This window comes from Bacillus sp. LUNF1 (genome assembly GCF_011008975.1).
GTDB lineage: Bacteria > Bacillota > Bacilli > Bacillales > Bacillaceae > Bacillus > Bacillus velezensis.
The window spans coordinates 549,524-563,976 of sequence record NZ_CP048876.1; the positions used below are offsets into that span (position 1 = coordinate 549,524).

Consider the following 14,453-nt stretch of genomic DNA (forward strand, 5'->3'; position numbering starts at 1 on the left):
AGACGAGACCGCTGAAACCCGGAAAAGGTCATAAAAAAGATATGAACAAAAGCAGCTTGCGCACAATCCCGCAGGCTGTTTTTTCTTTCACCCGTCATGCAGGAACAGAAGGGGAAGGTGAGAAGCAGGCACTTATGGTATGATGACAAATAGAATAAAACCTCGTGAGGCCGGTCGGCTAAAAGGAAGTGAACAGAGATTGTTTGGTACAAAACATCAAGAAGACTATGTCTCCCGTGACAGACGCTCATTGCATATGCTTGCGCTTCGGGTGCCCGGTCTGGCGTTTATTTTTATGGTATATGCCGCATCAGTCTCTTTGCAGTACATTTATGAAAGCTGGACGGTTTTTTTGCTGCTGTTATTCACGATATTGATCGTCATTTTTACCGTGCTGCATTGGCATTCCCATCGCTGGGTCAAGAAAAAAACGTTTCTTTATTTCATCATACAGGGATTTATCATATATACATCGGCTAACTTGATGGCCGGCGGTTATATCGCGGTAGTCGTCGGTCTCTATGCCTTTTTAATCGGGCAGATTATCGGAATGGCGGATAAGGGAAAAACGCTGCTCATACTCTATCTTTTCATTTTAATGTCCATAGCAGCCCTGCACCAGGAGCATCCGCATCATCTGCTGCGTTTCATCGTTATCGCCGCTCCCATCATGATCGTGATTATCACGTATGCGGCAACATTTTTCGCGCAAGTTGATGAAAAAATAAAAACACAGGTGACGCTTGAAAAATTAGAGCTCGCTCACCGGCAAGTGAAACAGCTGACGCTTCAAAACGAAAGGCAGCGGATGGCGAGAGACTTGCACGATACGCTTGCACAAGGGCTGGTCAGCTTGCATATGCAGCTTGAAGCGGTGCAAGTTCATCTTTCGAAAGATAACACTGACAGAGCGAAAGACATCATCAGCCAGTCAATGGACAGAGTGAAGGGCACATTGGCTGATGCGCGCTCGGCCATTGACAACCTTCGCAGCAAATCAGAAGAGATCGGGTTCTTAAAAGAAAGCATCACTGAACAAATCAACCATTTTACAGAAGCCTCCGGGCTGTCTTGTTTTTTAGAGTACAGCGTGCATCATGTGCTTGACGTTCATACGGCGGAGAATTGCCATTACATGATCGGAGAAGGCCTGACAAACGCCGCCAAGCATGCAGAAGCAAAGAATGTCTGGGTATCCGTTCAGGAAGAAGAGGGACAGGTCCGCATAACCGTCAAAGATGACGGGAAAGGCTTTGATGCCGGAACAGAAATGAGAAAAAGCGGACATTACGGGCTGCTTGGGATACAAGAACGCGTCAATATGATGAACGGCATTTTCCGTATAACAAGCGCCAGATCAGCGGGGACTCAAATTGAGATCATCATACCAATTCAAGGAGAGGCAGAACATGTATAAAGTGTTAATAGCAGATGACCATCTTGTCGTCAGAGAAGGTCTGAAGCTTTTGATAGAAACAAATGAACATTACACCATAACGGGAGAGGCGGAAAACGGGAAAACCGCCGTCCGCCTCGCAGAGGAACTAAAGCCCGATGTCATTCTCATGGATCTGTACATGCCGGAAATGAGCGGGCTGGAAGCCATTAAACAGATAAAAGAGCATTCTGATGTGCCGATCATTATTCTGACGACCTATAATGAAGATCATCTGATGATAGAAGGCATCGAATCAGGCGCAAACGGTTATCTGCTGAAAGACACAAGCTCAGAAACCTTATTTCATACGATGGATGCGGCGGTCAGGGGAGAAGTGCTTCTGCAGCCGGACATCTTGCGCCGTTTCCGGGAAATGAAAATGGAACGGGCAAATGCCAATGAAACACAGCTGACGGAAAAGGAAATCATAGTTCTAGAAGCCGTTGCGAAAGGACATAAAAGCAAAGCGATCGCCTTCGATTTAGGAATCTCAGAGCGGACGGTAAAAGCGAGATTAACATCGATTTATAACAAATTAGGCGCTGATTCGCGGACGGAAGCCGTCACCATTGCCATGCAAAAAGGCATTCTGAAACTGAATATATAATGAAAAACTGCCCAAACGTACATGCCCCTATGTACGTTTTTTTTATGTGAATGTGAACTACAATTAGGCAGAAAGTAATGATTGGAGAGGAGTATTCGATGTCTGGATTTTTATATAAATTAGGGGGATGGTCTGCCCGCAACCGATTAAAAATGATCAGTGCGTGGCTCGTGATACTGATCGCTTCGGTTGTGATCGCCATCTCGTTAAAACCTGCTTTTTCTGATGATATGTCAATACCTGACACACCTTCTGAAAAGGCAATGGATATGATTCAAAAAGAATTTTCAAAGGGTCCCGATAAAGGAAGCATACGGGTTATTTTCGGTGCTGAAGATGGGAAAAAACTGACGTCAAAATCAGAAAAACAAGCGATCGAAGAGACATTAAAGAAGATCAAAACAGATCATTCAGTCGCTTCGATTGCAAGTCCTTTTGAGACAGGAACCATTTCTAAAGACGGATCAGTGGCATATGCCGATATTACGTATAAAAAAGCGGCGGATGACATTTCGGCCGCGTCTGTTTCACATATCAAACACAGTCTGTCTGCCGCAGGAGACAAGGGCCTGCAGACGGAGCTCAGCGGTGATGTGCCGGGGGCCGGTGTTGAAGTCGGCGGTGTATCAGAAATTATCGGCGTTGTGCTGGCATTCGTCGTACTGGCTATTACGTTTGGTTCATTAGTCATAGCGGGGCTGCCGATTGTCACGGCCCTGATCGGATTAGGCGTAAGCGTCGCGCTGACGTTAATCGGGACACAGTTCTTTACGATAGCCTCGGTCAGTCTCTCATTATCCGGAATGATCGGCCTGGCCGTCGGGATTGATTATGCGCTGTTTATCTTTACGAAGCATCGTCAGTTTTTGGGCGAAGGTGTACAAAAAAATGAATCGATCGCTAAAGCCGCGGGAACGGCAGGCAGCGCCGTCGTTTTTGCGGGACTGACCGTGATCGTCGCGCTTTGCGGATTGACCGTTGTCGGCATTCCGTTCATGTCTGCGATGGGGTTGACAGCGGCACTCAGTGTGCTGATGGCTGTATTGGCATCAGTAACGCTGGTGCCCGCAGTGTTATCGGTCGCAGAAAAACGGATGATTCCGACATCAAATAAGAAGAAAGAAAAGAAAAGCGCCGACACGAATGCCTGGGGGCGCTTTGTTACAAAGAGGCCTATTCTGTTAAGCATTTTCAGCATTATTCTTTTAGCCGTCATCAGTCTGCCGGCCATGCATTTAGAGCTGGGGCTGCCTGATGCGGGAATGAAAGCGAAAGACAGCCCGGATCGCCGCGCCTATGATCTGTTGTCTAAAGGATTCGGCGAAGGCTTTAACGGCAAGCTGACAATTGTTGCCGATGCAAAAGATGTTAAGGGCAATAAAAATGAAGCATTCCAAGACGCCGTGAAAGAAATGAAGGACTTGCATAATGTGGCGAGCGTCACCCCTGCCATGCCGAACGAAAAAGGGGACTATGCCATCATTACGGCAGTGCCTGAAACCGGGCCGAACGATACGGCAACGAAAGAGTTAGTGCAGGATATACGGAAACTGTCAGACAAAAACGGCATCCGTCTGCTCGTCACCGGGTCAACCGCGGTGAACATTGATATTTCAGATCGGTTAAACGATGCCATTCCGGAATTCGCCATTCTTATTGTCGGGTTTGCATTTGTATTGCTGACCGTCGTTTTCCGTTCTCTTCTCGTGCCGCTTGCGGCCGTTCTTGGCTTTTTGCTGACAATGACCGCAACACTCGGGTTATCGGTATTCGTCCTGCAGGATGGGAATTTCACCGGCTTGCTGAGCATTCCGGAAAAAGGCCCGATTCTTGCCTTCCTGCCTATTTTAGCAATCGGTATTCTTTTCGGACTGGCGATGGATTATCAAGTATTCCTTGTCAGCAGAATGAGAGAAGAATATGTCAAAACAAAAAATCCGGTACAAGCCATCCATGCCGGATTGAAGCATAGCGGGCCTGTCGTAACAGCGGCGGGGCTGATCATGATTTTCGTCTTCGCGGGATTTGTCTTCGCTGGGGACTCTATGATCAAATCCATGGGATTAGCAATGACCTTCGGTGTTCTTTTCGATGCGTTCATTGTAAGAATGACCATCATTCCGAGTGTCATGAAGCTGATGGGACATGCGGCCTGGTACTTGCCGAGGTGGCTGGATAAAATCATTCCGAACGTGGATATCGAAGGCCATAAGCTGACACAAGGCAAAACACCGGAGAAACCGGAAGAATAAAATGAAAAAGCAGATCGTTTTGATCTGCTTTTTTTATGTGCTGACCGCATCCATGAAAAGAGAAAAAAGCTTTTTCATGTCCTCATGTTTTTTTGTCAGCATTTCGGGATGCCATTGCACGCCGACGACAAATAATTCACCCGTCCGTTCAATCGCTTCAATGGCCCCGTCTTTCGCATAAGCCGCGGCTTTAAACGAAGGCGCCGTCTCTTTTATGATCTGGTGATGGAATGAATTCACCCGCGCAGAATCGCCAAACAAAGAATGGAGACGTGTCCCTTTTTCAAAAGAAACATGATGGGTTTTTAACGGCGGATCTTTTTCTTGATCGTGCTTGATTTCAGCAAATGAAGCGTGTGTCAGATCCTGATATAAAGTTCCCCCGTAAGTGACATTTAACATATGCATCCCCCGGCAGATTGCCAGAATCGGCTTCTCTAATGCAACCGCCGTGAGAATCAGCTCCTTCTCGTAGGCGTCCCGATCAGGAAAGGTCTTTCTTAAAGCCTGTAAAGGTTCTTCGCCGTAAAACAGCGGGTCTATATCCTGACCGCCGGACAGAATGATCCCGTCAACATGAGAGACCTGTTCCTTTAAAAGCGCCGTCTCTTGAATCACCGGCAATATAAACGGCACACCGCCGGCCTCAGAAACAGACTGAATATAATCATTATTGACATATGCCCGATTATAACCCGGGAAAGGACCGGATTGATCAGCCATAATGTTTCCCGTAATTCCGATGCGTTTGGCCATTCTTCGTCCCCCTGAACTATGCTCATAATAAATCTGAACGTAGGTTGTACAAATCAGTTTGAAATTATTCTTCATGATACGTGAGCTTTCCAAAACAAAACCCGTGACAATCACGGGTTTTTACATTCATTTCAATTTCTTGATTTCTTCCGTCAGCTCTTTGAATTTTTGATCAAGCTCACGATATTGTTTATCAGCCGGAGTCATGAAGCTGAGTTTTCCGAGGACTTCCTGCCGTTCGGTTTCAAGCTTTAATCGCAGTTCTTCAGCATCGTCCCTGACGGAGGGAGATTCTTTCCATTGTTTTCGGACGCTGCCGTTTGAGATATCAAGCCGGATGTCCGTCGTTTTTTCGACAAAGTAACGATCATGAGATACGATGATGAGCGTTCCGTCGTATCGGGCCAAAGTGTCTTCAAGCTGCTCGCGTGACGGCAGATCAAGGTGGTTTGTCGGCTCATCCAGAATCAGCACATCTTTCTCTTCCAGAATAAACGCCATCAGTTTGCATTTGACCCGCTCTCCCATGCTCATCTTGCCGATGGGTTCCGTCCATTGCGCTGCGGTAAATCCTAAATGCTTCATGAGGGATTGAACATTTCCCCTTGCTTCGAACGTTTCTTTGTAAAAAAGCTGTTCGGGGGTTTTATCAAGCGGAAGGTCGAATACTTCCTGGGTTAAATATCCCACGTTTGCAGACGGAGAAATCCATATGCCGCCCTGCGCTTTTTCCTGACCGAGGATGACCTTCAATAATGTTGTTTTCCCGCTGCCGTTCGGGCCTGTAATCGCGATCTTTTCACCGTGCATCACAGTGAAATTCACATTTTTGAAAAGCGTTCGGCCGTCATATGACTTTGTGACATCACTTACTTCTAAAAAACGCTTTCCCGCTTTTTTGCGATGCTCAATGGAAAAACGGACTTCATACTCCGCTTCAACCGGTTCTGCTTTCGCTTTTTCAAGCTCTTTTTCAAGACGCTTCTGCTTTGATTTAATCTGGGCGTCCGTGCGTTTTGCTTTTACGCGATGGTATTCTTTAAATCCTTCTATTTTCGTTGATTGGGCATGGGCTTTTTTTGACCAGGCGCTCAGCTCGTTCATTTGAGCTTCAATCCGTCTGATCATATGCTGCTGATTCTCATATTCCCGCTGCTGTGTCAGCCTTCTCTGTTTGCGGACCTCCATATAGCTTGAATAATTCCCTTTATGCTCAATGAGTTTCTTTCCTTCGATGGCCCAGATTTTTGTCGCCGCTGCATCTATAAAAGCACGATCATGCGAAACGAAAATAATGGTGCCTTTGTAATTCTTGATCTGATTTAGCAGTATTTCTAAACTGTGCTGATCGAGGTGGTTCGTCGGCTCATCTAATAACAAAAGGCTGCTTGAGGAGGAGAAACCTTTGGCAAGACGGGCTTTCAATTTTTCTCCGCCGCTTAATTGCGAAAAGGCGCGTGCGGGCACGTTCCACTTTTCTAACAAGGCTGCCTCCGCAGGCTCCGGATGGCCGGAATCATAAGCTTCCGTTTCTTGTTCCACCATATATATGTTCACATCTTGCATCATCTGGATCTGTCCTTGTGACGGCGCTTTTTGATTGCAGATCAATTGCAGCAATAACGATTTGCCGGCGCCGTTTTTGCCGATAACGCCGATGATGTCACCTTGCTGAACGCTCGCGCTGATCTGTTCAAAAAGGGGAACGCTGTTGATTTCATAACTGATGCCGCTTAACTTTAACATTTCTTTCATATGTCAATCCCTCGCTTTTAAGGGAGGACAAAAAAATCCTCCCAATTGATTTGGAAGGATTAGCCGTACCTGTGCATGATCAAATAAGCTATTTTTACATAGCTTTCGTATCGTATAGAAAATGGGCAGACTAATCCTATTTTTTCTGATTTGAAATATTTGATTTCAAACGGTCAAAATAAGATTAGTTAATCATTGTCCACCCATCATCCCTTCGTATTTGTTACGAACAGTGTAGCACACACTTATCTGTAAAAGCAAAGGGTATAAGCCTTTTTATTCCAGATTGGAGACTTCCCACTCTTCTTCTAAAACGGCATAATAATATTCATCCCACCATTCATTATCATGGGGGATGCATTTTTTAAAAAAGCCTTCCCGTCTCATCCCGATCTTTTCCATCACCCGGTGCGAAGCCGTGTTTTCCGGCTGACATGTCGCAATGATCCGATGTAATTTCATCTTGTTAAACCCGAATGCCAGCACGGCGCGCGCCGCCTCTGAAGCATATCCTTTGCCCTGGTATTCCGGGTGAAACACCCAGCCGATTTCATACGTATGATCGCCAAAATACTGAAAAAAAACAATGTGGCCAATGACCGTTTCCTCATCCTTCAATAAAACGGGAAACTTCCCGGCATGTTCACCCCTGTTTTCAGTAACGAATTTCCTGGCATCATCTTCGGTAAAGACACCCTCTGGTATATATTTCATGACATTCGGATTTGAGGTGTACGCATAGACATCCTGCCAATCTTCCGGTTCAAATGTGCGAATGACGAGCCTGTCAGTTTTGATATTCATTTTTTATGTTCCTCCATCAAAAAAGGTTTCATTTACTACTTCTACTACTTCGATTGAAAGGTGTAAAAACCTTTGAGCGGGGAAGAGCCGAATAAAAAAAGCCTGCAGCTATACACTGCAGGCGGTTATTTTTCATTTGCGGCGGGCAGGTTTGTAAACCCGAATTGCCCTCCGACAGCTTCTTTTACTTCATGAATAACGATAAATGATTTCGGATCAATTTTTTGAACATGTTTTTTGATTTTCAGCAATTCGTTCTTTTTAATGACGACATAGATAATGCGCTTGTCTTTGCTGCCGTAATACCCGTATCCGTAAAAAATCGTCGCCGCGTTGCCGTACTCGGAGGTGATGGCTTTGGCGATTTCTTCGTATTGGTCAGACATAATGGTGAGGGCTTTTTTATTATGGAAACCCTCAATGACAATATCGACGATTTTGGCGCATAGATAAACGAAGATAAACGTATACAGCATATGATTGAGGCCGATCGCTAAAACGGATGCGAAAATGATGACACAATCCATGTAAAACATGCTTTTCGAGATGTTAAAGCCCTTTGTGTAATTTAATAAATACGCCAAAAGCGTGGTTCCGCCGGTAGATCCGTCAGCGATAAAGATCAATGCCAGCCCCGCTCCCATCAGCAGAGCGCCGAATACAATCCCGAGCACCATGTCGTGCACGCCGAACGGAATAAAGCTGACGATGCTGAGAAAAACAGAAGTCATTCCCGTCCCGAGTATCGTGTATAAAATCGTTTTTTTCGTTAAAAATTTATAAGCCAGCCCGATAAAAATCAAATTTACAACCAGAGTCGTAATACTTGCAGGTATATGAAAAAGATAATATAACACGAGAGCGATTCCCACGGTGCTGCCGTCCCCTAAATGATTCGGGATGACGAAAAATTCCACGGACGCCGCGATAAGAAAGGCTCCGGCCATAATCATCAGTATATCCTTGCAAATGTTCTTCATGTGCAAACCTCCTCCGCAGTCAAAAATATATAAAAAACAAAAACGCCTCAAAAATTATCCAGAAGAACTAAATAATTTTTAAGACGAATCATTCACAATCTCGTTTGTTCATTCAGTAAAGAATGATCAGCTTCAATATCGAAGATTATATAGACACCTTCACATCTTGTCAATGCCGTGAAAATTGATTTTTCTGCAGTGTATATGAGGTTTAAATCAAGTTGAAACGAGGAATTATATCAGAAGAGTTTTCATTTCTGCTCTATCAATAAGAGAAATGTAATGAGAGACAACGAAGAAGGGATGATGACATTGGAACGAATTTTTATCAGTCCGGCCAAATACGTGCAGGGAAAAAACGCAATTGAAACGATCGGCGGACATCTGGAGGGCGTTGGTGAAAAAGCCGTCGTCATCGCGGACAAAACCGTATGGGATATCGCGGGCCACAAGGTGACGGCTGAATTAAAGAAAAGCAATATTTCTTCTGAAGAGGCGGTTTTCAACGGCGAAGCCTCCCAGGAAGAAATGAAAAGAATTGCCGGCATCGCAGAAAAAGCAGGCGCGACTATTGTCATCGGAGTCGGCGGCGGTAAAACGCTTGATACGGCCAAAGCCGTATCAGATGAAATAAACGGCTATACCGTTATCGTGCCGACGGCCGCTTCAACGGATGCTCCGACAAGCGGGCTGTCTGTCGTGTATTCTGAACAAGGCGCGTTCGAAAACTATCGTTTCTATCATAAGAATCCTGACCTGGTTCTGGTCGATACGAAAATCGTCGCGGAAGCTCCGCCGCGCTTTTTAGCATCAGGGATTGCCGATGCGATGGCGACGTGGATAGAGGCGCGCAGTGTCATCGCCAATGGCGGTAAAACGATGGCGGGCGGAATTCCGACAATCGCCGGAGAGGCTATCGCGGAAAAATGTGAAGCGGTATTATTCAAATACGGCCGTCTCGCTTATGAGTCTGTGAAAGCGAAAGCCGTTACGCCCGCATTGGAAGCGGTGGTTGAAGCCAATACACTTCTGAGCGGACTGGGATTTGAAAGCGGCGGCTTAGCTGCGGCGCATGCCATTCATAACGGATTTACCGCGCTTGAAGGTGAAATCCATCACTTGACCCACGGTGAAAAAGTGGCATTCGGCACGCTCGTTCAATTGGCGCTGGAAAAACGCTCGCTTGAGGAAATTGAGCGGTATATCGCGTTTTATATCAGCTTGGGGCTGCCTGTCACACTTGAAGACATCAAATTGAAAGACGCATCTAAAGAGGACATTATGAAAGTGGCAGAAGCCGCGACGATTGAAGAAGAAACAATTCATGCCGCTTTTGACGTGACGGCTGACGACGTGGCGGATGCCATTATAGCGGCTGATCAATACGCAAAAGCATTTAAAGAAAAACACGCGTAAAACCTTTTACCGCGTGACCCGGAACCAAGGGCTGTTACAGCTCTTGGTTTTTTTTATGCCCTTTGAAAACTTTTAAAAATAAAGAAAAAATTATGATACAATATACAAATGTTTTGAGAGATTGACAAAGGAAAGGTGGGAACGATATGCTGCATAATCCGACCGGTAAGGAGCGGCTTGCGCTGGCTTTTCTTCTCGGAATGCTTGCGATACTGGGGCCGCTCAATATAGATATGTATCTGCCGAGTTTCCCTGAAATCGCTGAAGATTTAAGCGCCCGCGCATCGCTTGTCCAACTCAGTTTAACCGCTTGTCTGATCGGACTGACAATCGGACAGGTTGTTGTCGGCCCGTTAAGTGACGCGAAGGGAAGAAGAAAACCGTTATTACTATGTATTTTTTTATTTGCGTTGTTTTCTCTGTTTTGCGCGCTTGCACCGAACATTGTAACATTAGTGATTGCCCGTTTTCTTCAAGGATTCACCGCTTCGGCAGGACTCGTTTTATCCCGTGCAATCGTCAGAGATGTGTTTACGGGAAGAGAGCTTTCTAAATTTTTCTCGCTGCTGATGGTCATTACCGCCGTAGCGCCGATGGTGGCGCCGATGACGGGAGGCGCGATTTTACTGCTTCCGTTTGCATCATGGCATACGATTTTTCTCTTTTTAACGTTTATCGGTTTTTTGCTTGTGTTCATCATTGCGCTCAAGCTGACAGAAACCCTGCCGCCGGAAAAGCGGATTCCGAGCTCCATCGGAAATTCCGTGCGGACAATGGGAAGCCTGCTGAAGGATCGGTCATTTATCGGCTATGCGCTGACGGTCGGTTTTATTCACGGCGGGAGCTTTGCGTATGTCTCCGGAACGCCTTTCGTGTATCAGGATATTTACGGAGTATCGCCTCAGGTATTCAGTGTTTTATTCGGCATAAACGGTCTGGCGATCATTACCGGAAGCTTTATCATCGGGCGTTTCGGCGGGATCATTCACGAAAAAAGCCTGCTGAGAATCGGCGTGATTACAGCGATGGCGGCGACTGCCGTTCTGCTCGTCATGACGAGCATTCACGGGCCGCTTGCGGCACTGGTGATTTCAATTTTTATTTATATGATTACGATCGGCATGACGCTGACAAGCACCTTTACATTGGCGATGGAAAAGCAGGGACACCGCGCGGGAAGCGCAAGCGCACTGCTCGGCATGCTTCCGCTTCTTCTCGGTTCCATCGTGTCGCCGCTTGTGGGGATGAATGAAGCGACGGCCGTGCCGATGGGGGCAATTATGTTCACGACATCCGTTATCGGTTCCATCGCTTTTTTCGCCTTAACAACAAAACCGGAGAAAGCAAAAAAGGAGTGAAATGATTCACTCCTTTTTTTGATGCCCGCTATTCATATTTCTTCAGCACGATCGCCGAATTATGTCCGCCAAAGCCGAATGAGTTGGAAAGGCCGATCGTTAACGATTGCTGGCGGGGCCCGTCTGCTACATAGTCCAAATCACATGCCGAATCAGGGCGCTGCAGATTGATCGTCGGCGGAATGATGCCGTGTCTCAAGCTTTCTGTCAGAGCGATGGCTTCAACGCCGCCTGCCGCGCCAAGCATGTGGCCGAGCATTGATTTGTTGGCCGTGACCGGAATGTCATAGGCAAGCTCCCCGAATAATGTCTTGATGGCCAACGTTTCAGAAAGATCTCCGGCTTTTGTGCTTGTCGCATGAGCGCTTACGACATCAATGTCTTCCGCTGAAACGTTCGCCTTTTTCAAAGCGTTTTTCATCGCCAGGTATGCGCCCGTTCCTTCCGGATGGGAGGCCACCATATGATAGGCGTCAGAGCTCGCGCCATAGCCGAGCACCTCACAAAGGATCGGGGCATTTCTGCCGATTGCGCTATCCAATGATTCCAATACTAAGATGCCCGCGCCTTCACTCATGACAAACCCATCGCGATCCGCGTCAAACGGCCGGCTTGCCGCGGCGGGGTCTTCGTTTCTCGCTGACAGCGCGTGGGCATTGCCGAAGCTGGCTAATGACAAATTCGTAATCGCCGCTTCCGCTCCCCCGGCAAACATGATATCTGCGTCATCATTCCGAATGGCGTTGAATGCTTCCCCGATCGACGTATTGCCGATGGAACACGCGGTGACGGGAGAAAGTGAGGGGCCGAGCGCGCCTAATCTGATGCTGATTTGAGCGGCGGCCGCGTTTGAGATCATCATGGCGACAAGGCTCGGGCTCACTTTTCGCGCTCCCCGTTCATTTAAAGTATGAACGTTCTCAATCAAAGTCGTGATGCCGCCGATTCCCGAGCCGACGTACACGCCGAGGCGTTCACGGTCAATCTGATCGAGCTGAATCCCGGAGCTTTCAAGCGCCTGTTCCGCTGCCGCTAGAGCAAACTGGCTGAAACGGTCAAGCCGTCTCGCTTCTTTTCTGCCCCATCTTTCTTCTGCGTCAAAATCACGGACGGTACCGGCTATTTTTGTCTTTGAGCCGGAGACATCAAACGAATCGATGAAAGAGATTCCCGATTTTCCTTCCGTCAGGTGTTTCCAAAATGTATGCACATCATTGCCGAGAGGTGAAATCACTCCCATTCCGGTGATCACAACTCTTTTCATGGTCATTCCTCCTTCGGTATGTATTTATTGTAACTCGCAATTATCCTATTACAAGTTGTAGATTATCCTAGTATAATGAATACCAGGGTAAGAGAGGAGAGATTCGGTATGATACCAGAAGGAAGATTGCAGGCGCTCTCAGAGTTTTTAAAAACGCAGCGGGCCAAAATTTCTCCGCAGATGGCCGGGCTGCCGATGGGCACACGGAGAAGAACGCCCGGACTCCGAAGAGAAGAGGTCGCGCAATTAGCCGGCGTAAGCACCACGTGGTATACGTGGCTGGAGCAGGGCAGAGACATTAAAGTGTCCGCAGCCGTATTGGACGCCGTTTCCGATGCCCTGCAGCTCAACAAAGATGAGAGAAATTATTTATACGCGCTTGCCATTGAGGAGGGCGTGAAGCAGCCGTTTACCGCGGAGGAAGAAGCGGTTATCAGCCCGTCGCTTTCAAAAATCCTGCAGGAGCTCCGTTATTGCCCCACCATTATCTCGGACAGGCGGTGTCATATCGTGGGATGGAACCAGGCCGCGGCTCACGTGTTTTTAGATTTTGAACAAATTCCTCTTGAAAAGCGGAATCTCATAGAGCTATTGTTTTCCAGAAAAGAATTAAGAAGTTTAGCCGTGAACTGGGAGCACTTTGTGAAAGGATTCATCGCCATTTTCAGAACGTATTACGGCCAGTATGTAGCTGATACGTGGTATTCTCAGTTTATAGAAGAAATGGAGAAAACGTATTCGGAATTTCATACGCTGTGGAATGAGAGCGAAGTCAGCTCGGCACCCGAAGTATTAATTGAGTTCCGCCACGCGAAGGCGGGAAAAATGGTCTTTAACCTGACTTCATTTCAGGTTCAGGGCAACAGTGATCTGCGCTGCAGTGTGTATACGCCGGTAGATCATACCGAAACGGAAGCAAAGCTGAAAAAGCTCTTCGAAAACAGGTGAAGAACAGAAAAAAACGGGAGGCGGCTGCCTCCCGTTTCAGTTTAAAATAAAAGCATGAGACCGGCGATGGCCGGTGTTAAAAAAATGGCTGATTTCAGAATGACTTTCGGCACGAGGTTGGTGAATTTCGCGCCGACATATGCGCCGCACATCGTTCCGATCAGCACTTTGACCAACAGCATATAATCGACAAATCCTTCCGTCACATAACCGAGTCCTCCGCCGACCGCAAGCGGAATAATGACAAGCATGGTGGTGCCGACCGACTGGCGGATGGATAAGCGCAAAAGAATCATTAAGCCGATTTGAATAAAAGGGGCAGAACCGATCCCGAATGTTCCGGACAAGATTCCTGCGATGACACCGAGTACAACGGCTTTCACCCATATGTTCAGATTGCTTTGCCGTCCGGAATCTTCTTGTGTTTCTTTTACAATAAATAACCGGACTAAAATAAGCAGAGCAGATAAAAACAGCATGCCCGCCGTCAAGTAATGCAGCAAATCTGCGGGGATAAGGGAAGTAAGCCTTGCCCCGAAAAACGAACCGAATGCCGCAAAAACGCCGACGATGAGACCGATTTTCATCTGAATATTGCCTTCACGGTAGTGGCTGAAAGCCCCAGATAAACTTGTGAAAGCCATTCCGGCAAGGGAGGTGCCCAACGCCGTATGAATCGGTACGTGAAACAGTATAGTTAAAAGTGCAATGACAAAACCGGCTCCCCCGGCGCCGATAAACCCGAGAATAATCCCGAGAAGAAACATAACGAGTATAATAAACACAATCTTCTCCTCCATTTAGATGCCTGATCACCATGTTCCGCTCCGCTGTATCAGGCTTTTAACAATCGACCGTCGACCGTCGTCTAATAT

Annotated in this window: 12 protein-coding genes; 6 read left to right on the forward strand and 6 right to left on the reverse strand. The window is 47.0% G+C overall.

Features of this window, described 5'->3' with window-relative positions:
- Window positions 1-199: 199 nt before the first annotated feature.
- From G4O42_RS02905 to G4O42_RS02915, 3 genes are all read left to right on the forward strand, one after another.
- Window positions 200-1,417, forward strand: coding sequence for a sensor histidine kinase (locus G4O42_RS02905; RefSeq protein ID WP_032873086.1), 1,218 nt, complete (start codon window positions 200-202; stop codon window positions 1,415-1,417).
- Complete coding sequence (gene ydfI / locus G4O42_RS02910) at window positions 1,410-2,045, forward strand: two-component system response regulator YdfI (RefSeq protein ID WP_032873088.1); 636 nt, start codon at window positions 1,410-1,412, stop codon at window positions 2,043-2,045. Before G4O42_RS02905 ends, ydfI begins: the two co-directional genes overlap by 8 nt.
- A gap of 98 nt (window positions 2,046-2,143) precedes the next feature.
- Window positions 2,144-4,297 carry an MMPL family transporter gene (locus tag G4O42_RS02915; RefSeq protein ID WP_032873090.1) on the forward strand — a complete coding sequence of 718 codons (2,154 nt, stop codon included), beginning with the start codon at window positions 2,144-2,146 and terminating at the stop codon, window positions 4,295-4,297.
- Between the two features lie 33 nt (window positions 4,298-4,330).
- Here the strand turns inward: G4O42_RS02915 and G4O42_RS02920 are convergent, their stop codons facing one another.
- The 4 genes from G4O42_RS02920 to G4O42_RS02935 form a co-directional block, all read right to left on the reverse strand.
- Window positions 4,331-5,053, reverse strand: coding sequence for a gamma-glutamyl-gamma-aminobutyrate hydrolase family protein (locus G4O42_RS02920; RefSeq protein ID WP_032873092.1), 723 nt, complete (start codon window positions 5,051-5,053; stop codon window positions 4,331-4,333).
- A gap of 126 nt (window positions 5,054-5,179) precedes the next feature.
- The gene (gene abc-f / locus G4O42_RS02925) at window positions 5,180-6,808 is read right to left on the reverse strand and encodes a ribosomal protection-like ABC-F family protein (protein WP_032873094.1); all 1,629 of its coding nucleotides are present in this window, start codon (window positions 6,806-6,808) and stop codon (window positions 5,180-5,182) included.
- A gap of 276 nt (window positions 6,809-7,084) precedes the next feature.
- Window positions 7,085-7,612, reverse strand: a complete 528-nt coding sequence (locus G4O42_RS02930) for a GNAT family N-acetyltransferase (RefSeq protein ID WP_032873096.1) — start codon at window positions 7,610-7,612, stop codon at window positions 7,085-7,087.
- A 125-nt stretch (window positions 7,613-7,737) separates the two neighbouring features.
- The gene (locus G4O42_RS02935) at window positions 7,738-8,592 is read right to left on the reverse strand and encodes a YitT family protein (RefSeq protein WP_032873098.1); all 855 of its coding nucleotides are present in this window, start codon (window positions 8,590-8,592) and stop codon (window positions 7,738-7,740) included.
- A gap of 282 nt (window positions 8,593-8,874) precedes the next feature.
- Here G4O42_RS02935 and G4O42_RS02940 point away from each other — a divergent pair, with 282 nt between their 5' ends.
- Entirely contained in the window at window positions 8,875-10,008 is a 1,134-nt protein-coding gene (locus G4O42_RS02940) for a glycerol dehydrogenase (RefSeq protein ID WP_014304447.1), read from the forward strand.
- A 146-nt stretch (window positions 10,009-10,154) separates the two neighbouring features.
- A complete protein-coding gene (locus tag G4O42_RS02945) occupies window positions 10,155-11,366 on the forward strand; it encodes a Bcr/CflA family efflux MFS transporter (protein WP_032873100.1) in 1,212 nt (403 codons plus the stop codon).
- A 28-nt stretch (window positions 11,367-11,394) separates the two neighbouring features.
- On the opposite strand, the gene fabF is transcribed toward G4O42_RS02945, so the two are convergent.
- Window positions 11,395-12,630 carry a beta-ketoacyl-ACP synthase II gene (gene fabF, locus G4O42_RS02950; RefSeq protein WP_032873102.1) on the reverse strand — a complete coding sequence of 412 codons (1,236 nt, stop codon included), beginning with the start codon at window positions 12,628-12,630 and terminating at the stop codon, window positions 11,395-11,397.
- A gap of 108 nt (window positions 12,631-12,738) precedes the next feature.
- Between fabF and G4O42_RS02955 the strand changes: the two genes are divergently transcribed.
- Window positions 12,739-13,578, forward strand: a complete 840-nt coding sequence (locus G4O42_RS02955) for a helix-turn-helix transcriptional regulator (protein WP_032873104.1) — start codon at window positions 12,739-12,741, stop codon at window positions 13,576-13,578.
- A 41-nt stretch (window positions 13,579-13,619) separates the two neighbouring features.
- Here G4O42_RS02955 and G4O42_RS02960 read toward each other — a convergent pair whose 3' ends face one another.
- The gene (locus G4O42_RS02960; protein ID WP_032873106.1) at window positions 13,620-14,363 is read right to left on the reverse strand and encodes a sulfite exporter TauE/SafE family protein; all 744 of its coding nucleotides are present in this window, start codon (window positions 14,361-14,363) and stop codon (window positions 13,620-13,622) included.
- Between the last annotated feature and the right edge of the window lie 90 nt (window positions 14,364-14,453).